The organism is Pseudomonas brassicacearum (assembly GCF_003732175.1).
GTDB classification, from domain to species: domain Bacteria; phylum Pseudomonadota; class Gammaproteobacteria; order Pseudomonadales; family Pseudomonadaceae; genus Aquipseudomonas; species Aquipseudomonas brassicacearum_G.
The window spans coordinates 1-18,608 of record NZ_MOBI01000021.1 but is presented as its reverse complement, the minus strand read 5'-3'; the positions used below and the strand labels follow the sequence as shown (position 1 = coordinate 18,608).

General features: G+C 59.4%; 17 protein-coding genes. 14 read left to right on the top strand and 3 right to left on the bottom strand.

What is annotated here, in order from left to right; all coding sequences use genetic code 11:
• Positions 1–10 precede the first annotated feature (10 nt).
• Both tssK and BK658_RS20030 read right to left on the bottom strand, forming a co-directional pair.
• The gene (gene tssK / locus BK658_RS20035) at positions 11–1,342 is read right to left on the bottom strand and encodes a type VI secretion system baseplate subunit TssK (protein WP_123583815.1); all 1,332 of its coding nucleotides are present in this window, start codon (positions 1,340–1,342) and stop codon (positions 11–13) included.
• Between the two features lie 63 nt (positions 1,343–1,405).
• Entirely contained in the window at positions 1,406–1,855 is a 450-nt protein-coding gene (locus BK658_RS20030) for a type VI secretion protein (protein WP_185019866.1), read from the bottom strand.
• Between the two features lie 226 nt (positions 1,856–2,081).
• On the opposite strand from BK658_RS20030, the gene tssB reads away from it, so the two are divergent.
• The 12 genes from tssB to BK658_RS19970 all read left to right on the top strand — a co-directional run bounded on the left by tssB (position 2,082) and on the right by BK658_RS19970 (position 15,861).
• A complete protein-coding gene (gene tssB / locus BK658_RS20025; RefSeq protein ID WP_123583813.1) occupies positions 2,082–2,642 on the top strand; it encodes a type VI secretion system contractile sheath small subunit in 561 nt (186 codons plus the stop codon).
• A gap of 28 nt (positions 2,643–2,670) precedes the next feature.
• Positions 2,671–4,158, top strand: coding sequence for a type VI secretion system contractile sheath large subunit (gene tssC, locus BK658_RS20020; RefSeq protein WP_123583812.1), 1,488 nt, complete (start codon positions 2,671–2,673; stop codon positions 4,156–4,158).
• Between the two features lie 74 nt (positions 4,159–4,232).
• Entirely contained in the window at positions 4,233–4,733 is a 501-nt protein-coding gene (locus BK658_RS20015; protein WP_123583811.1) for an Hcp family type VI secretion system effector, read from the top strand.
• Between the two features lie 15 nt (positions 4,734–4,748).
• Positions 4,749–5,192 (top strand): type VI secretion system baseplate subunit TssE, encoded by a 444-nt coding sequence (gene tssE, locus BK658_RS20010; RefSeq protein WP_123583810.1) that lies wholly within the window; start codon positions 4,749–4,751, stop codon positions 5,190–5,192.
• Positions 5,176–6,966: a type VI secretion system baseplate subunit TssF gene (gene tssF / locus BK658_RS20005; protein WP_123583809.1), complete on the top strand. Its 1,791-nt coding sequence runs from the start codon at positions 5,176–5,178 to the stop codon at positions 6,964–6,966. Before tssE ends, tssF begins: the two co-directional genes overlap by 17 nt.
• Positions 6,930–7,955, top strand: a complete 1,026-nt coding sequence (gene tssG, locus BK658_RS20000) for a type VI secretion system baseplate subunit TssG (RefSeq protein WP_123583808.1) — start codon at positions 6,930–6,932, stop codon at positions 7,953–7,955. Before tssF ends, tssG begins: the two co-directional genes overlap by 37 nt.
• A 2-nt stretch (positions 7,956–7,957) precedes the next feature.
• Positions 7,958–10,507, top strand: coding sequence for a type VI secretion system ATPase TssH (gene tssH, locus BK658_RS19995; RefSeq protein WP_123583807.1), 2,550 nt, complete (start codon positions 7,958–7,960; stop codon positions 10,505–10,507).
• Positions 10,508–10,574: 67 nt separating this feature from the next.
• Positions 10,575–10,937 carry a hypothetical protein gene (locus tag BK658_RS19990; protein WP_123583806.1) on the top strand — a complete coding sequence of 121 codons (363 nt, stop codon included), beginning with the start codon at positions 10,575–10,577 and terminating at the stop codon, positions 10,935–10,937.
• Between the two features lie 111 nt (positions 10,938–11,048).
• On the top strand, positions 11,049–11,936 hold the full coding sequence (locus tag BK658_RS19985) for a hypothetical protein (RefSeq protein ID WP_123583805.1): 888 nt from the start codon (positions 11,049–11,051) through the stop codon (positions 11,934–11,936).
• Positions 11,937–12,017: 81 nt separating this feature from the next.
• Entirely contained in the window at positions 12,018–13,028 is a 1,011-nt protein-coding gene (locus tag BK658_RS19980) for a hypothetical protein (protein ID WP_123583804.1), read from the top strand.
• A 267-nt stretch (positions 13,029–13,295) separates the two neighbouring features.
• The gene (locus BK658_RS19975) at positions 13,296–15,305 is read left to right on the top strand and encodes a type VI secretion system Vgr family protein (protein WP_123583803.1); all 2,010 of its coding nucleotides are present in this window, start codon (positions 13,296–13,298) and stop codon (positions 15,303–15,305) included.
• Between the two features lie 13 nt (positions 15,306–15,318).
• Positions 15,319–15,861 carry a toxin-antitoxin system YwqK family antitoxin gene (locus BK658_RS19970; protein ID WP_123583802.1) on the top strand — a complete coding sequence of 181 codons (543 nt, stop codon included), beginning with the start codon at positions 15,319–15,321 and terminating at the stop codon, positions 15,859–15,861.
• 209 nt (positions 15,862–16,070) lie between these two features.
• Here BK658_RS19970 and BK658_RS19965 read toward each other — a convergent pair whose 3' ends face one another.
• Entirely contained in the window at positions 16,071–16,466 is a 396-nt protein-coding gene (locus BK658_RS19965) for a DUF4280 domain-containing protein (RefSeq protein ID WP_123583801.1), read from the bottom strand.
• 189 nt (positions 16,467–16,655) lie between these two features.
• Here BK658_RS19965 and BK658_RS19960 point away from each other — a divergent pair, with 189 nt between their 5' ends.
• Both BK658_RS19960 and BK658_RS19955 read left to right on the top strand, forming a co-directional pair.
• On the top strand, positions 16,656–17,723 hold the full coding sequence (locus tag BK658_RS19960) for a phosphotransferase family protein (protein WP_123583800.1): 1,068 nt from the start codon (positions 16,656–16,658) through the stop codon (positions 17,721–17,723).
• A 37-nt stretch (positions 17,724–17,760) separates the two neighbouring features.
• Positions 17,761–18,528, top strand: a complete 768-nt coding sequence (locus tag BK658_RS19955; RefSeq protein ID WP_123583799.1) for an SDR family oxidoreductase — start codon at positions 17,761–17,763, stop codon at positions 18,526–18,528.
• Positions 18,529–18,608: the final 80 nt, after the last annotated feature.

The following is an 18,608-nucleotide window of genomic DNA, read 5'->3' as shown; positions in this document are numbered from 1 at the left end:
CCTTCCCTGATCAAGCGTTTTCATTGGCCTGAGCGACAAACAGCACCACTTGCCACGGGCTGCTCGCCAACTGCGAGGCCGGCGCGACAATCTGCAGCGGCAGTTGCCCGTCGAACCATTGCCCCTGGGCAGTGACCACAAACAACCGGGTATCTTCGCCCACGCTGTAAGCCACCTGTTCGTTGCGACTCATGGCCTGATGCGCCAGGCCGCTCATGCGTTGTCGACCGAGCAAGGCAATGTACGGCGCGGAGGCGATGATCGCGCGGCTCAACCACTCGCTCGCAGACTGCTCGCTTGCGCCGTTGGGCATGCGCAAGCCAATCACCAGGCGCTGGCTCGGCTGATCGTCAGGCAACTGGATCGAGAAGGTATGTTCGTGGCGTTCGAACGGTAGGCTGCGATAGCCGGCGCGAATTAATTCGAGGGTGTTGCCCAGCCAGTCGAGTACGCTCTCGTAGCCACGCTGCAACTCGAGAAAATCCAGCGCCGCGAAGGCCGGCACACCCGCCAGCGGATCAAGCGCCGACCAGGCACCGGCCAACCCGAGCAGCAGACCATACAGCGCCTGAGGCGTCGCCAGCCGGCTGCTCAACAAACCCTCGACCTCCGGCAGACGCGCCCAGAGTGCCGTCAGTTGGCGACGGATTTCCGCGGCGTCGTCCTGATTGCCGGCCTGCTGTGCCTGACGCAAGCGACCGGCCAAAAACATGCACTTCTCTCGGGCCCGGGCGCACAGACCGCCGACCCGACGGCCCAACATCGACTCCGGCAACAGACACGGCGTCGGCGCGGTGTAGGGCAACTGCAAAAAGCCGCCACCTTCCTTGCGAACGCGCAGCAGCGGCACACAGATCGAGTCAGCCTTGTTCAACTGCGTGCACAAACGCGGATTGGGCCGCCATACCGTAATCGACTCGGGGTATTGACCGCTGGTGAGGTCTGGCAGTGCATCGCCGACCACCGATTGCAATCGTCCCGTGAGCGGCAGTAATTGCCCGGCACGCCACAACGGGCTGACCGCCAGGTACACGGTCACAGTGGCGTTATCCGTTGCATTGACCGCTTCGCTGACATCGAGCTCCAGCATCGGCCCCACACCGGCCTGCACATTGATCGGCAAACCATCCGGCAACGTCGCCTGCAAGGCGAGCAGGCGAACGTGCCCGGCACTGAGTGCCGAGGGGTCGATCTCGAGATGGGTGACACCCCAGAACCAGGGGTTGCAGGCCTTGGCGAAATGCGCGACCAAGGCTTCGGCGCGCAGCCCTTGCAACTGAAAATGCTGGGGCAGCAATTGCATGCCTTCGTGCCAGCAAACCGCGTCAGGTAGCAAATTCATACGATTCCCTTCGACGTCGAATGGCGCCGCTGGCCCGCGGCCTGGCGATCTTTTCAGTGCAAATCAGTGCGCAGCGTCGCTGACAAGTGTCATTTCGCGACTGTCGAACTTCAGCCAGGCCTTGCTCTGATCGTCCAGGCGAAGTCGGTGCGCTCCGGGTGTGTTATAGCTCGCGAAGATCAAAAGTCCAGCGGCCCGCTTGCCGCCCAGAGGGAAGGGTTGTTGATCGATAAACTGCCCTGGAACCAGCTCCAGCCCCCAGACCGTCATCAGCTGCCGGTAGTCGCGTTGAAACTGCTCGCGCTCGCTGAACCATTGCCGAGCGGTCAGTGCCGACAGTTGTTTGAGCAGGTCCGGATCATTCACCGCGACGAAATCCACGGCAATCGGCGTGTCGTCATTGGCATGGGCGGCGACGTCCAGCGTCAGGCTATCGAGATCGACTCGCGGCCCGAACAACGAACAACCTGCGAGTAACAAGAACGAGAGAGAGCTAAAAAATCCTGCGCGCACAATGAATTTTCCTTTTCTCATGACGGTCAAAAATCGTTTTTGTTTGCTTTTTTATAGACCTGTTCTAGCGTCTTGGATAGTTCGGTCAGCACGACGAATGTGGAAGGTTCGTCAAGGGAATGACAGGTCCCACTGCCTCCCTTTCTAACCTACGGTTCAGCAAGGGAATGCGATGAGCGGGCCTCCCGAAGCATTGCTCCCACCCAATGCATCGGAGTCCGCCACCATGGCAGAAAGTACTCAGCACAAGCTCGACAGGGTCCGTCCGCCCCGCGTGCAAATCACCTATGACGTCGAAATAGGTAACGCCATCGAGAAAAAAGAATTGCCTCTGGTGGTCGGCATTCTTGCCGACCTCTCCGGCAAACCCCTGGAACCCCTCCCAAAATTGAATGAACGGCGTTTCACCGAGATCGATCGGGACAACTTCAACGAAGTGCTCGCCTCGATCGCCCCGCGCGCCACCTTGCAGGTCAACAACACCCTCACTGACGATGACAGCAAGCTCAACATCGAGCTCAAGTTCGGTCATATCGACGACTTCGACCCGGTCAAGGTGGTCGAGCAAGTGACACCATTGCGGCGCCTGTTCGAAGCGCGTCAGCGTCTGCGCGACCTGCTGACCAAACTCGATGGCAACGATGACCTGGACAAGTTGCTACGCGATGTCATCGCCAACACCGAAGGCCTGCAAGAGATCAAGTCGGCCCGGCCTGAAGCGCAGCCTGAAGCGCAGTCTTCTGCACCTGCCGGCGATGCCGACGCGGCGCCAGAAGCTCAAGCCTGATCGTCCATTCACTTAGGGAGAAATTGCCATGCCCGCCTCATCCAGTGCCCAGGCCCAAGCCAGCGAGAATGTGAACGAGACCTTGTCTCTGCTCGACCGAATCATCGCCGAAGGGCGAATGGCCCACGACGAAAGCCAGAAGGATTACGCCCGCGACATGCTCGCGGAGTTCGCCACCCAGGTTCTTGATAAAGGCATGGCCGTCGACAAGGACACCGTGGCGATGATCAATGACCGCATCAGCCAGATCGACAAGTTGATCAGCGCCCAGCTCAACGAAGTCCTGCACCATCCGGACCTGCAAAAACTCGAAGCCTCCTGGCGTGGTTTGCACCTGTTGGTGCAGAACACCGAAACCAGTTCCCGACTGAAACTGCGTTTGCTCAACGTGACCCAGAAAGAGCTGCAGAACGATCTGGAAAAAGCCGTCGAGTTCGACCAGAGCGCACTGTTCAAAAAGATCTACGAAGAAGAATACGGGACCTTCGGTGGTCACCCGTTCAGCCTGCTGGTCGGTGACTACACCTTCGGCCGGAATCCGCAGGACATCGGCCTGCTGGAGAAACTTTCGAACGTTGCCGCCGCTGCCCATGCGCCGTTCATTGCCGCTGCCAGCCCGCGACTGTTCGACATGAACAGCTTTACCGAGCTCGCGGTGCCGCGTGACCTGTCGAAAGTTTTCGAGAGCCAGGAGCTGATCAAGTGGCGCTCCTTCCGTGAAAGCGAAGATTCGCGCTACGTGTCGCTGGTGCTGCCGCACTTCCTGCTGCGCCTGCCTTATGGCCCGGAAACCTTGCCGGTGGAAGGCATCAATTACGTTGAAGACGTCAACGGCAGTGACCACAGTAAATACCTCTGGGGCAATGCGGCCTGGGCCCTGTCGCAACGCATCACCGAAGCTTTCGCCAAATACGGTTGGTGCGCGGCGATTCGCGGTGCCGAAGGCGGTGGTGCCGTCGAAGGACTGCCCGCCCACACGTTCCGCACCACCTCGGGTGACCTGTCGCTCAAATGCCCGACCGAGGTGGCAATCACCGACCGCCGTGAAAAAGAGCTCAACGACCTCGGCTTCATCGCCTTGTGTCACAAGAAGAACAGCGATGTGGCGGTGTTCTTCGGTGGCCAGACCACCAACAAATCCAAGGTCTACAACACCAACGAGGCGAACGCCAACGCGCGGATCTCGGCCATGCTGCCTTACGTGCTCGCGGCGTCCCGCTTCGCGCACTACCTGAAGGTCATCATGCGCGACAAGGTCGGCAGCTTCATGACCCGCGACAACGTGCAGACCTACCTCAACAACTGGATCGCCGACTACGTGCTGATCAACGACAACGCCCCACAGGAAATCAAGGCGCAGTACCCGTTGCGCGAGGCCCGCGTGGATGTCTCGGAAGTCGCCGGAAAACCGGGCGTCTATCGGGCCACGGTGTTTCTGCGGCCGCACTTCCAGCTCGAAGAGCTGACGGCCTCGATTCGCCTGGTCGCCACCCTGCCACCACCGGTAGCCGCCTGACCTGCCTCCCGCCGGCCAGGCCGGCGGGTTTTCCTTTGCTTATCTAACGCGATTTTCTTCAGGAGTTTCATGCGATGGATGCAATCATTCTCGACCTCGGCGGTGACATCAAAGGCGACAGCCTGCTCGAAGGCTACAAGGACAAGATCGAAGTCATGTCCTACAGCCACAACGTCGCGATGCAGGTGACCAACGACGTCAGCAACTCGGAGCGCACCTCCGGCAAGCCGCACATCGGCGAGTTCACGCTCACCAAGTTCGTCGACAGCTCGACCCCGTCTCTCAACGAGTATTGCTGCGCCGGCAAACCGATCCCGGAAGCCAAGATCACCATCGGGCGCAACGCGGCCGAAGGCAGCGGCCAGTTGATGCCCTTCATCATTTACACCCTGAACAACGTGGTGCTGTCCAACGTCAGCGTCAGCGGTGGTACGGGCGGTAAACCGGTGGAAACCCTCTCGCTGAACTTCACCAAGATCAAGTGGGAACTGACCGCCCAGAAAGACGATGGCACCAAGGAAGGCACGGCCGCTTCAACCTGGGACATGGCCGCGAACAAGCTGATCAAGGGCTGACGGAGTACTCCGATAATGACCGGCACCGGCATTCTGCCGCCGCTGTTCGAACGCCTTGCCGCCAGCGAGGCGGATACCGTGCAGGCGTTCGATCGCCAGGCACTGTTGGAGTCGGTCCGTATCGAGTTGCTGCGCTTGTTCAACACCCGTCGTGGCCAGCGCCCGCTGACCACGCCGCCAAGCGTCATTGACTACGGCATCGCTGACTGGACTGCATTGCAGCAACAGCGCAGCGATGACCGCCGTCAACTGTCGCGACAGATTCGTGAAGCCATCGACGCCTTCGAACCGCGCCTGCGGCTCGACGCGGTCGACGTCACGCCCGTCCCCGAAAATCCGCAACAGCTAAGTATCAGGCTGCAAGGTGAGCTACGCAGCGGCAAGCAGCATTGGCCTGTCGCATTCGTCATCGAGAACGCCGGCGATGGCCTTGAGGTGCGCAATGAGCGACTCGATTGACCCGCAACTGCTCGATTACTACCAGCGAGAACTGACCTGGCTGCGCCACGCCGGGAGCATTTTCGCCGAACGCTACCCCAAGGTTGCCAGACGCCTGGAACTGTCTCCCGGCGAATGCCCGGACCCGCATGTCGAGCGCTTGCTGGAAGGTTTCGCCTTGCTCGCGGCGCGCCTGCAACGACGACTCGACGACGATTACGCCGAGTTCAGCGACGCGCTGCTGGAACAACTGTATCCGCTGACCATGCGGCCACTGCCATCCTGCGCCATCGTCCAGTTCGAACCGGACCCGAGCAAGGGCAACCTGACCGGCGGTTACCCGCTGCCGCGCGACACGCCGTTGTTCGTCACCACCCGCCACGGTGAAAGCATTCACTTTCGCACCAGCGCCGCCGTTCACCTATGGCCGCTGGAAATCAACGAAGCATTACTGCTGGGAAGCGACGAAGCCCAGGCCCTCACCGGCGTCGCCCTGGCACGCTCGGCCCTGCGTTTGAGCCTGCGCTGTCTGGGCAAAAGCCAGTGGGCAGAACTCGGTATCGAGCAATTGCGCCTGCACCTGGCCGCGTCGCCGGTGATCAATGCCAACCTCTACGACTTGCTCGGTGCACACGCGATTCAGCTCCTCGCCGGGCCACCCGGCAGCGCGCCCAAAGTGCTGGCCGGGTTGCCGAAAATTGTCGGTTTCGCCAACGATGAAGTGCTGCTACCCGATGAAGATGGCGTGCATCCAGGGATGCGTTTACTCGCCGAGTACTTTGCCTTTCCAGACAAATTCAATTTTTTCGACGTACCGCTGGCGGGTGCAATCAGCGACAGCCAGACGCTGTATCTGTACATCGTTTTCGACCAGGCACCCGGCAGCCGCCTGCATTTACAAGCCAGCGATATCGCACTCGGTTGCGCGCCGGTGATCAACCTGTTCCCACGGACTTCCGAGCCGCTGCGCCCGGACGGCACTCGCAGCGAATACCGCCTGGTTGCCGACAGCCATCGGGAAAACAGCGTCGAAATCCACAGCATTCGCGCCCTGCGCGCCAGCACCTCGCAGGGCGTGCAGCGTGTACCGGCGTATTACGGCAGCCATCACGGCGGCAACCACCGCTGCTATTGGCACGCCCGGCGAATCAGCGGCATGACCCCAAACCGCTTGGGCACTGACCTGATGCTGAGCCTGGTGGACACCCAGCTCGACCCGTTTGAAGAAGTGACTGAACTGAGCCTGACCGCCGAGCTGCTCTGCACCAATCGGCACCTGGCCCAGAGCCTGTCGGCCGGAACACCGCTGGGTTTCGAGCGACCGGGGCCGATTGCCTCGGCGCGCTTGCGTAATCCGCCGAGCCCGCAAAGCCTGCCGCGTCTGGACGGTGAATCACGCTGGCGGCTGGTCTCGCAATTGACCCTCAATCATTTGTCATTGGTCGAAGGTCCGCAGGCGCTGGACGCGCTCAAGGAAATTCTCGAGTTGCATAACCTGCGTGACGAGGCCAGCGGCCGGAGGCAAATCGAAGGCCTGCTGAGCCTGAGCTGCGAGCGGGTCATTGCGCATGTCGGTGAAGATGCCTGGCGCGGATGGCGCAATGGGCTGGAAGTTCGCCTGCAACTCGATCCGCAGCATTTTGTCGGCACCAGCGCGGTGCTGTTTTCAGCGGTGCTGGCGCAGTTTTTCTCACTCTATGCCACGGCCAATCGCTTCGTGCGTACGGTGCTGGTTGAATCAGACAAGGAGATCAAGGCATGGCAACCCCAAGCCGGCATGCCGCTCTCCCTCTGAGCCTGAGCCAACGGCTGCGCCGCGACCCTCAGGCGTTCGAATTATTGCAGGCCTTGTTGCTGCTCGAACGCGAGCATCCGCAAGCCGAATCGCTGGGCAGCGGCACCGCGCCGCAGGCTGAAGCGCTGCGTCTGCGCGGCCCGCTGACGCCGTTGTTCGCTGCCAGCCAGGTTGAAAACCTGACCGACGAAACCGGCCACAAACCGACCCTGACCACCCCGGTTTTCGGTCTCGGTGGGCCGGATGGGCCACTGCCCTACGCCTATCAGGAATGGCTGCAACAACGGGCCCGCGCCAAGGATTATGCACCGGCCGAGTTCCTCGACCTGTTCCAGCACCGACTCCTCAGCCTGCTCTACAAAGTGCTGCGCAAACACCGGATTGCCGCAGGCTTTTCGGTGCCGGGCGCGACACCGGTGCACGCTCAGTTGCGAGCGTTGACCGGCCTGCTACCCAAGGCCCTGCACGAACGTCAGGCGATACCCGATGCTGCCGTGCTGGCGTGCAGCGCGCTGTTCGCCGACGGGCGTCGTTCGCTCGCAGGCTTTGCCGCCATCGTGCGCGAACAGTTCGAATTGCCGGTCGAGCTCAGCGCCTATCACGGTGCCTGGCGCGAGATTCCACCCGCCAGTCGCAGCCGCTTGCAGCCCGGTGGGCGCAACCTGCAACTGGGGCGCAGTGCAGTGGCCGGCACGCGGGTCTGGGACGAACATGCGGGAATCCGTCTGACCCTCGGCCCGCTGACTCCTGCCCAGGCCGCCGCTTTCTTGCCGGACGGTGAAACACACGCAGCCTTGGCCAGCCTCAGTGCACTGTATTTCGGGCCGGACCTGGAGTGCACACTGGTGCTGCTGGTGCGTGGCGCCAGCCCGATCAAACTCGGTCGCCAGACACCACCGCTGTTGAGCTGGAACGGTGGCCTGCAACGCCAGTCCAGTCTCACCCTGCAACGCATCGAGACTCGTCTTCGTCAGCTGGAGATTACCTGAACATGGAACTGGCCAGCCTGATCGGACGCCTCAACCCGGACAACCGCCGCGCCCTGGAACGGGCCGCCCAGCGTTGCCTGCAACGTGGTCACCATTACGTTGAAATCGAGCACCTGTTGCTCGAACTGCTGGAAATCGAAGGCGGTGACTTCGCCTACCTGCTGCCGCGCTTCGGCCTGGAACGCGATGCCCTGACGGCGGAAATCAACAAGGCTCTGGAGTTGTTCAAGACTGGCAGCACCCGCACCCCGGCACTCTCGGCGCACACCATCGGCTTGCTGGAGGACGCCGTGGTGCAGGCCAGCGTGCTTGGCCTTGAGAGCATCCGTTCCGGCCTGTTGCTGTTGGCGCTGCTCGACCGCGATGAACGTCGCAGCCTGTTGCTCAACAGTGCTTCGTCGCTGCTGCGCATTCCTCGGGATGCCCTGCGCAGCAATCTGCTGGAATGGACCGAAAGCTCCCGCGAGCACGTCGGCGGAGCTCGTGCGGTAACCGCAACCGCCGGCAAACCGCAGCAGAAGCAAGACTCGGTACTCGACCAGTTCACCCAGGACCTGACCGCCGACGCGCATGCCGGACGCATCGATCCGATCGTCGGGCGTGACGGCGAAATTCGCCAATGCATCGACATCCTGCTGCGCCGTCGCCAGAACAATCCGATTCTGGTCGGCGCGCCGGGCGTCGGCAAAACCGCGGTGGTCGAAGGCCTGGCGCTGCGCATCGCCTCCGGGGACGTACCGCCGTCGCTGCAAGAAGTCAGCCTGCGGGTCCTCGACCTTGGTTTGTTGCAGGCCGGCGCCGGGGTCAAAGGGGAATTCGAGCAACGGCTCAAAGGGGTGATTGATGCAGTCCGCAGCGCGGAAAAACCGATCATCCTGTTCATCGACGAAGCCCACACCCTGATCGGTGCCGGCGGTGTCGAGGGCGGAAGCGACGCCGCCAACCTGCTCAAACCAGCGCTGGCTCGTGGTGAACTGCGGACCTTGGCCGCGACCACCTGGCTTGAGTACAAGAAATACTTCGAGAAAGACCCGGCCCTCGCCCGACGCTTTCAACTGGTCCAGGTCGAAGAGCCGGATGAAATCACCGCCGTGGAAATGCTCCGTGGGGTCGCCGCCAAACTCGAACAGCACCATGGCGTGCAGGTGCTGGATGCGGCGATTCATGAGGCGGTGAAGCTGTCCCATCGCTACATCTCTGGCCGGCAACTGCCGGACAAAGCCATCAGCGTGCTCGACACTGCCTGCGCGCGTGTCGCCCTCGGTCAACACGACGTACCGCCACCGCTGGAAAGCCTGCGTCATCGCCAGCAAAGCCTCAAGGATGAGGTCGAACGCCTGCGTCGCGAGCAGGCCACCGGCCTCGATCACCGTGAGCGCATTACCGTACTGGAGACCGAGTCCACCAGCAACGTGCAGGCCATTCGCGAACTGGAGATCCGCTGGAGCGAAGAACGCGTTGCCGTGCGCGAGCTACTGGAAACCCGGCGCGAACTATTGGCCTTGAGCGAACGCGCCGACAGCGACAAACCGGACGATGTCACCGACGGACGCATCGACCATCTGGCCGCCGAACTGCTGCGCCTGGAGGCCGGTCTCGACGCCATTCGCCAGGACGACCCGCTGGTGCCGGAGCAGGTCGATGCGAAAACCGTCGCGGCAGTGATTGCCGGCTGGACCGGCATCCCGGTCGGCAAGATGCTCGCCGATGAAGCCCACGCCGTGCGCACCCTCGGTCAACGCATGGGCCAACGGGTGATGGGCCAACGCACCGCGCTGAACACCATCGCCCAACGCTTGCAGGCGTATCGCGCCGGCCTCACCGATCCGCAAAAACCGGTCGGCGTATTCCTGCTGGTCGGCCCCACCGGCGTCGGCAAAACCGAAACCGCCTATGCACTGGCCGATGCGCTGTATGGCGGCGAACGCAACCTGATCAGCATCAACCTCTCGGAATACCAGGAAGCCCACACCGTCAGCCAACTCAAAGGTGCCCCGCCCGGCTATGTCGGCTACGGCAGCGGCGGCGTGCTCACCGAAGCCGTGCGCCGCAAACCCTATTCCGTGGTGCTGCTGGACGAAATCGAAAAAGCCCACCCGGATGTGCTGGAGGCTTTTTATAACGTCTTCGACAAAGGCCTGATGGAAGACGGCACCGGCCTGGTGGTGGACTTCAAAAACACCGTGATGCTCGCCACCAGCAACGTCGGCGCCGAACTGCTGCTCGACACACCGACTGCGCAACTGGACAGCGATGCCTTCACCGAAGCCCTGCACAAAGTCCTGCTGAAAGCCTTCCGCCCGGCGTTTCTGGCGCGCATGACCGTGGTCGCGTATCGGCCGTTGGATGAGGCGACGCTGGAAGGGATTGTCTTGGCGAAACTGGAGAAATTGCGTGGCCGCTACAAAGCCGCGACCGGCAAACAGTTCGAGTTTGATGCCGGGATTGTGCAGGCGGTGCTGGCCAAGTGCAGTGCGGCCGGAGCGCGCGATGTCGAAAATGTATTGATGACCCAGGTGACTGGGAAACTGGCGGAGTGGGTGCTGGAGTAAGCAGCAGATGCAGTCCGCCCCGTGCTTGGCGCAATGCAAACCACTGTAGTGAACAAGGAGCGTTTATATGGCATTTACAACCGCACAACTGGCCGCACAGATCAATAACAGCCGCGCTGACCTGCAGCTATGGGCGAACTCGACCCTGCAAAACCAGGGCCCCATGGTGCCGGCCTTCACCACCTACTTCAACAACCTCCAGACCTGGATCACCCAGAACGGCGGTGCAAATCCCTTTGGCTGGGACAACGTCACCGGTCTTACTTACCCCAATGGCATTCAGGTTGTGCTGCAGGGACCTGCACAGACGGCACCGTTCAATGATGCATTCAACGACGTAAGAGCACATTTGGGTACGCCGGGATTTCGGTTGTTTCAGGCGGCTCAAGCGAGTCTGACGCTGATTGGCGTTCTGGGTCGTATGGGTTGATTTGAAAGGGGAAAGGGGACGGGTTTATTGATCAAACACCGTGGGCGAACCAGGTGACGCGAAAATAAATCTGTCTTCTTTCTTCTCTTAACAACATGGAGCCCGCATAACATGCCAATGACACAAGACCAAGCAGCCCGAATCATCACCTCTGCAATTCGCCGATACATCGCAGAGAAGTCTTATGCTCGAATGATAAAAAAGGGCGCCATATGGAACAAGGATGACCCGCGTTCCAGCGATTGGCAGGCTGAGCTATCCATGAAGAAAAAATTGGCAGCCATACGTAGCATTTCACAAAAGAACATTCACAACTTAATCTCCAACTTGGAGATGCTCACCCCACCAGAGTTGACCCTGGTAACAAATATCAAACACGCCAAATTTTTTGCCACCCACACCACCAACACTCCTCGAACAAACAAAGGCGGTGGCATCAGCCTGTACTCAAGACAAAAACTGCTCGACAGAGGCGTTATCTTCAACACTAAAAACTCACCTGTAGAAGACATAGCTCTGTTAGGGAATGATGATTTTGTCTTTTTCTCTTTAGAGGTAGGTGAAACGCCAAAAAAAGGAGGCAGCGCCTTTGGAGATCTCACATACCGATTCAACCTCCATGAAACAATCTTCATGGAAGTTGGGTGGCTTTCTTTAGTGGAGATGCGTTTTGCCCGTACTCCAGATCTTTCCAGGCATATTCACGACTTAAGTGCGGAGGATTACACCCTACTAAAAAAGCGAGAACTATCGCCTCTGTCTACCGTCTTTTTCGGGCAAGACATGATCAACGGAATAGCATTGTCTTTGATTCTGGACCTAAGAAAGCTCAGCCCGACAGGCCAAACCCGCCTTCTTGCCATGGCGGGCGAATCCTCATTAAACAGCCTAATCAATGGTATCTATCGCCCGGAACTCAAGGTACCGAGGCACTACTTCAGTTCAGCAGCCAATGCAGAACCGCATAAAATAGTAATTCAACCAAGGTCAAAGCTCTGAAACAAGAGACCAGATTTATTTTCCCAACAAATAGCCTGGTCTCTTATTTGATGAGTTCCTGTAGACGGAGCAAGGAATACCATGCCAATCACTATTCAATTTTATTCTGGACCCAAGGAATTTTCTTCATTGAAGAACCCACTGAGTATAGGCACTGTTATCAACTGGCTAACGCAGTCCGGTTACCCGCTGGATCTTTTTCGCGGAGATGGCTTGATGCTCTCGGACTTTCTGGGGCGGACAACCAAGACTTATGGTTTTCTGCAACCCGACGACTTTTTAAAAGATTTGAAGACCTTCGTGAATAACGGCTCAGGGCCCACAGGTGCGCGATCATCGAACCTGCGAACAACACCTGAAAGCACAGGCGTTTTTCTCGCCCCCCCACAAACCGACGTAAAAAAACACGCAGCGCATAGAATGGAACGCCAGTTACGTCTTTTTTCGATTATCGCCCTTCTAAAATGTAACAACCTGTTCAGCTCCGCGACCCAAGGTGATGTGGATATCCCCACGACGCTTTATCAACATGGCCAAGGGGGCGTGGGGGACGCTGCAGCCCATAAAATCATGGCGACCTTCACGGTGAGTAGTAAACGGCTTGAAGACCTTGTCAGTGACCGGGCAAGCAAGACTTTTCTCATTTACCTGCAATCAGAAACATCCATCCTAAAATCATGTTTCAACAACGCGGACAGTGAAATAGAGACACTTATCAGAATTCCACTACGGACCATCGCCAGGACGATCATCACTGACGACCGACTAACGCCCTCTCTAACCAGGTCTGAATTCAATATTTACGTTCATGAGCTTTGGGACAAATTACACAGTGAGTATATTGACGCTTGCAAAACCGCGATATTCACGTCTTCTGGAAGAATGACTGAACAAAAGAGCCACTATGATCACCGTAAACACTCCCAAACAATCCCTACTGCACAAGTATTTGACGCAAAGAAAAAATCTGCCGAAGCCGCACTCACCACTATCGTACTTGATGTTTATCTGGACTTTGCAGTTTCAACAGTCTCCTGCCCTTTGAGCGAAGCGGAAACCGACAATCTATATGACACTTTTTTCCAGCACTAACCGATTCCACAGCAAAAATCGGACAGAATTATTTCACAAGGAAAGGCATCGAAAAAGGTGAGTTATCACCGACCCTGTTATTGCTCGACTACGCTTATCTGCGCCACGCCCATGCTTGGAAAGCCGTGTGCGAGGGCAGTCTGCATGTCAACAGCGACAGCGACGGGAACGTAATAGAAGTCGTGCCGCTTTGCCTGAGGCGTTCGATTTGCAGCGACCACTTCCCGGTGTTATTCACCCTCTAGCCACGCCCGGATAATTTTCGCCATGCCCCGCACCACCGACAGCAACACCAGCCTCTCCCTCACCGCCACCTCGCTGTCGGCGCTTTACCCTGAGTCCCTCTCCGGCGAGGAATCTCTCAACGCACTGAGCAGCCAAACCCTGAACGGCCTCAACGACGGCTCGTCCCTCACCCTGACCAGCGCCGTCGCTACCCACGTCACCACCACCCTGCACAACGACGCACTGACCCGCCCGCTCGACGCACTGGTCGCCGAGATCCGCCAACTCCCCGCCGACGCCACCGCCGAGCGCTATCAGTTGCTACTGCGCCCATGGCTCTGGTGGCTGACCCTGGCCAGCAACAATCGGGGGTTCCAGAACCTCGCCACCTCGGACATCGTCACGACGATTTTCAAGGCCCACGGCTTCACCGATTTCCAGTTGAAACTCACCGGCAGCTACACGCCCCGCGAGTACTGCGTACAGTACGGCGAAACCGATTTCGCCTTCGTTTCACGGTTGCTGGAAGAGGAAGGGATTTTCTGGTTTTTCACCCATGAAGACGGCAAGCACACGCTGGTGCTCGGGGACAGTAACGATGCCTTCGTGCCGATACCCAATGGACCCAAGGTGAGCTATCTCGGGCAACGGATGGGCGAGCGCGAATTGCATGGCATCCGTTCCGGACAAGTCTGTGTGCAGGCGGTGGCCGGGGTGTATCGGGCGACGGATTATGAGTTCACTACACCCACTGCGTCCCTCTACGACCAGGCCGAAGCAGTGGCCGGGCCGCGCTCCATCTATGAACATCCGGGCGGTTACAACGCCAAGGCCCGGGGTGATGCGCTGACCAAGCAGCGGGTGGACGGTTTGCGCAGTCAGGAAAAGCGCTTCGTCGGCGAGAGCGATTGCCGTTGGCTGGTGCCGGGGCACTGGTTCACGCTGGCCGGTCACGATGACCCAACGCTGAATATCGATTGGGTGGTGACGGCCGTCACCCATGAGGCCAGTCACGACAGCTACCGCAACCGCTTCGAAGCCATCCCCAAAGCCACGCCTTATCGTCCCGCGCGGCTCACTCCCAAACCGCGGATGCACACGCAAACGGCGCTGGTGGTCGGTAAATCCGGCGAGGAAATCTGGACTGACCAGTACGGTCGGATCAAGTTGCAGTTTCCTTGGGATCGCGATGGCAAGAATGACGAAAGCAGTTCCTGCTGGGTGCGCGTGGTGCTGCCGTGGAGCGGCAAGGGTTTTGGCATGCAGTTCGTGCCACGGATCGGTCAGGAGGTGATTGTGACCTTTATCGACGGCGACCCGGACCGGCCACTGGTCACCGGTTGCGTCTATAACGGCGACAACGCCCTGCCCTATGCGCTGCCGGCAAACCAGACCCAGTCCGGGATCAAGACCAACTCTTCCAAAGGTGGTGGCGGCTTCAACGAGCTGCGCTTCGAGGACAAGAAGGACGCCGAAGAGGTGTTTCTGCAGGCGCAGAAGGACTTCAAGATCAATGTACTCAACGACACCACCGCCAGCGTCGGCCATGATGAAATCCTCACGGTAAAGAACGCCCGAACCCGCACGGTCAAGGAAGGCGACGAAACCGTGACCCTGGAAAAAGGAAAACGCAGCGTGACGATCCAGACCGGCAGCGACAGCCTCGATGTCAAGGGCAGCCGCACAGTGAAGGTCGGCGCCGATCAGAAACACAGCACCGGCGGCAACTACGAACACAAGGTCACCGGCGATTACAGCCTGACGGTGGACGGCAACCTGACCATCAAGGTGAGCGGCACTCTCACGCTGCAAAGCGGTGGCAGTTTCGCGATCAAGAGTGGCGCTGATCTGGCGGCCCAGGCCAGTACCTCGATCAGTCAGAAGGCCGGCACCTCCCTGAGCAATCAGGCCGGTACGGAACTGACCAACAAGGCAGGCACCTCGCTGACCAATGATGCCGGGGTCAGCCTGACCAACAAGGGCGGCGCCGAGCAGACCGTGGATGGCGGCGGCATGCTGACCATCAAGGGCGGACTGGTGAAGGTCAATTGAGGAGTGACAGAGGATGTCATCGGACAAACTCGAACTGGAACGCGGTGACAGCCGGCTCGACGGACGAATGCTTGACGGCCGGCTGGAAGGCCTGCTGCACATCAAGGAAGCCGGAAAGCCCCAGGCCGCCTTGAATTACAGCCAGGGCGAACTGCAAGGGATGAGCCTGCTGTATCACCCCAACGGCAAGCTGTCGGCGCAGATGCCTTTTGTGCACGACAAGTTACAAGGCGTGGCGACGTTTTATGCGCCGCAAGGCTGGCTGCAACGCAAAGCCACCTATCGCCGAGGCCTGCTGCATGGCGAAGCCAGCAACTATTTTCCCGATGGAAAAGTGGCTGAAGTGGAGTGTTACCGCGATGGCGTGCGTGAAGGGGTTTACCAGCGTTTTCATCCCAACGGTAAACCCGCTGTAAACGCCCGCTACCTCAACGGTCAGTTGCTTGAACCGGAGCAAGCCTTTGCCAGCGATGGACGACCGCTGGACGCCGAGGGCAAGCCGATCTCACGGATGCGCTGGTGGTATCGGCGCTGGGCCGATCCGACACAAGCCTGAGCCTTGTATTGAATGTGATGGCCTCATCGCGAGCAGGCTCGCTCCCACAGGGGATCTCCATCGAACTCATCCGTTGCGTACGACCGAGTTCAAAATGTGGGAGCGAGCCTGCTCGCGATGAGGCCGGTACATCCTGCATAAATGGTGACTGAAGCACCGCCTTCGCGAGCAAGCCCGCTTGTATGTTTAGACTTGAAGGGGTGGGTGGATCAGGGAATAAGCATCTGCATCTGCCCTGGCATCGCGATCTTGATCACTCCGGCCCAGTTGCACATCAAGGTGCTGTTGGCATCCAGTGCGGGCATGTTCCCCAGCAACAGGGTCGGCGGGCCGCCGGGGATCCACGGGGCGGCAGTGGCCGGAATGCACGGCATCGGCGTCAGCACCCCGAGGGCGGCGGCGGTGGCCGCGGCGACCATTGGATTGGCCGGGCTCATGCACATGCCAAACGGCATGATGTTCAGCAGCGGAATGTGATCCATGATGTTCGCCGCCGGCATGCCCCCGGTCAGCGTGCGGTTGACCGGCAGCACGTTGAGCACCCCCGGTGCCGCACCGAAACTGCATTGCAGGGTCGCGGTGGCGCACACTTGCGGACAGCCCATGTCGAATCTCCTTCCTGGAAGCGATGCTCCTCTGAACCATAGTCCGCCGAACCTGTTCTCGCACATCAGGAACGCTGATTATCCAGCAACACGCTAACCTATAAGACCTTGCCGCGCTTGTGGCGCCCCCGGTGCGCCATTAGATTAGCCAATGATGTCTGGCCTCCAAAATAAGCAGAAGGGATAAGCATGGCGCTTACTGACCAGTCCACCCGTATCCGCTCTGGCGAAGAACTCGATGCCAGCCTGATCGATCCGTACCTCAAGGCGCACATTCCCGGCCTGAGTGGGTTGCCACAGATCAGCCAGTTCCCCGGTGGCGCTTCGAACCTGACGTACCTGCTCGAATACCCCGAGCAGGAGTTCGTGCTACGTCGACCACCGTTTGGCCACAAGGCCAAATCCGCCCACGACATGGGCCGTGAATACCGCATTCTCAACCAGCTCAAGGACGGTTTTCCGTACTGCCCGAAAGCCTACGTGCACTGCACCGACGAATCGGTGATCGGTGCCGAGTTCTATGTAATGGAACGGGTCAAGGGGATTATCCTGCGCTCCGAACTGCCCCCGGAACTGGGCCTCGACGCTGCTAAAACCGAAGCCTTGTGCAAGAGTTTCATCGACAAGTTCGTCGAGCTGCACCGCGTCGATTACCAGGCCTGTGGCCTGGCCGACCTGGGCAAGCCGCAAGGTTATGTCGCGCGGCAGATTCATGGCTGGAGCGAGCGCTACGAAAAAGCCCTGACCCCTGATGCGCCGAGCTGGCAAGCGGTCAAGGACTGGCTCAACGACAAGATGCCCGCCGACCACCCGACATCGAGCATCGTCCATAACGACTACCGCTTCGACAACGTGATCCTCGACCCGAACAACCCGATGCAGATCATTGGCGTACTGGATTGGGAACTGACCACCCTCGGCGATCCGCTGATGGATCTGGGCAACACCCTCGCCTACTGGATCGAAGCCGGCGACCCGGCACCGGTGCAACTGATGCGCCGTCAACCGAGCCATGCCCCCGGCATGCTGACCCGTCGCGAGTTCGTCGATTACTACGCCGAACGCTCGGGGATCAAGATCGACAACTTCGACTTCTACTACACCTACGGGCTGTTCCGCCTGGCCGGTATCGTGCAGCAGATCTATTACCGCTTCTTCCATGGCCAGACCCAGGACAAACGCTTCGCGCAGTTCATTCACATGAACAAGCTGCTGGAGCACATGAGCCTGCAAGTCATCCAGAACTCCAGCCTCTGATCGCGCGCCCGATGCCTGCCCACCTCAAGGAAAAACCATGTCCAAGACCCATTTGTTCGACCTCGACGGTAAAGTCGCTTTCGTCTCCGGCGCCAGCCGTGGCATCGGTGAAGCGATCGCCAAACTGCTGGCCCAGCAAGGCGCCCACGTGATCGTATCGAGTCGCAAACTCGACGGCTGCCAACACGTGGCCGACGCGATCATCGCTGACGGCGGCAAAGCCACCGCTATCGCCTGCCACATCGGCGAAATGGAACAAATCACTCAAGTGTTCGCCGGCATCCGCGAGCAATTCGGTCGCCTGGACATCCTGGTCAACAATGCCGCAACCAATCCGCAGTTCTGCAACGTGCTGGACACCGACCTCGGCGCCTTCCAGAAAACCGTCGATGTGAACATTCGCGGCTACTTCTTCATGTCGGTGGAAGCCGGCAAGCTGATGCGAGAAAACGGTGGTGGCAGCATCATCAACGTCGCCTCGATCAACGGCATTTCGCCAGGCATCTTCCAGGGCATCTACTCGGTGACCAAGGCAGCGGTAATCAACATGACCAAGGTCTTCGCCAAGGAGTGCGCGCAGTTCGGCATCCGCTGCAACGCCCTGCTGCCGGGCCTGACCGACACCAAGTTTGCCTCGGCGCTGGTGAAGAACGACGCGATTCTGAAGACCGCACTGCAGCAGATTCCGCTCAAGCGTGTGGCGGATCCGAGTGAAATGGCTGGGGCAGTGTTGTATCTGGCGAGTGATGCGTCGAGCTACACCACTGGGGTTTCGCTGAATGTGGACGGTGGTTTCCTATCCTGATTCAGCGTGTTTTCGTCAAGAGGTAGCCCTGATCGTTCCCACGCTCTGCGTCACTAGTGTCCGGTAAAACTCTCTCATAG

Bases quoted from the DNA above. Each gene is read 5' to 3' on its own strand.
- tssK (WP_123583815.1), bottom strand. From the start codon at position 1,342: ATGAATTTGCTACCTGACGCGGTTTGCTGGCACGAAGGCATGCAATTG.
- tssB (WP_123583813.1), top strand. From the start codon at position 2,082: ATGGCAGAAAGTACTCAGCACAAGCTCGACAGGGTCCGTCCGCCCCGC.
- tssC (WP_123583812.1), top strand. From the start codon at position 2,671: ATGCCCGCCTCATCCAGTGCCCAGGCCCAAGCCAGCGAGAATGTGAAC.
- BK658_RS20015 (WP_123583811.1), top strand. From the start codon at position 4,233: ATGGATGCAATCATTCTCGACCTCGGCGGTGACATCAAAGGCGACAGC.
- tssE (WP_123583810.1), top strand. From the start codon at position 4,749: ATGACCGGCACCGGCATTCTGCCGCCGCTGTTCGAACGCCTTGCCGCC.
- tssF (WP_123583809.1), top strand. From the start codon at position 5,176: ATGAGCGACTCGATTGACCCGCAACTGCTCGATTACTACCAGCGAGAA.
- tssG (WP_123583808.1), top strand. From the start codon at position 6,930: ATGGCAACCCCAAGCCGGCATGCCGCTCTCCCTCTGAGCCTGAGCCAA.
- tssH (WP_123583807.1), top strand. From the start codon at position 7,958: ATGGAACTGGCCAGCCTGATCGGACGCCTCAACCCGGACAACCGCCGC.
- BK658_RS19990 (WP_123583806.1), top strand. From the start codon at position 10,575: ATGGCATTTACAACCGCACAACTGGCCGCACAGATCAATAACAGCCGC.
- BK658_RS19985 (WP_123583805.1), top strand. From the start codon at position 11,049: ATGCCAATGACACAAGACCAAGCAGCCCGAATCATCACCTCTGCAATT.
- BK658_RS19980 (WP_123583804.1), top strand. From the start codon at position 12,018: ATGCCAATCACTATTCAATTTTATTCTGGACCCAAGGAATTTTCTTCA.
- BK658_RS19975 (WP_123583803.1), top strand. From the start codon at position 13,296: ATGCCCCGCACCACCGACAGCAACACCAGCCTCTCCCTCACCGCCACC.
- BK658_RS19970 (WP_123583802.1), top strand. From the start codon at position 15,319: ATGTCATCGGACAAACTCGAACTGGAACGCGGTGACAGCCGGCTCGAC.
- BK658_RS19965 (WP_123583801.1), bottom strand. From the start codon at position 16,466: ATGGGCTGTCCGCAAGTGTGCGCCACCGCGACCCTGCAATGCAGTTTC.
- BK658_RS19960 (WP_123583800.1), top strand. From the start codon at position 16,656: ATGGCGCTTACTGACCAGTCCACCCGTATCCGCTCTGGCGAAGAACTC.
- BK658_RS19955 (WP_123583799.1), top strand. From the start codon at position 17,761: ATGTCCAAGACCCATTTGTTCGACCTCGACGGTAAAGTCGCTTTCGTC.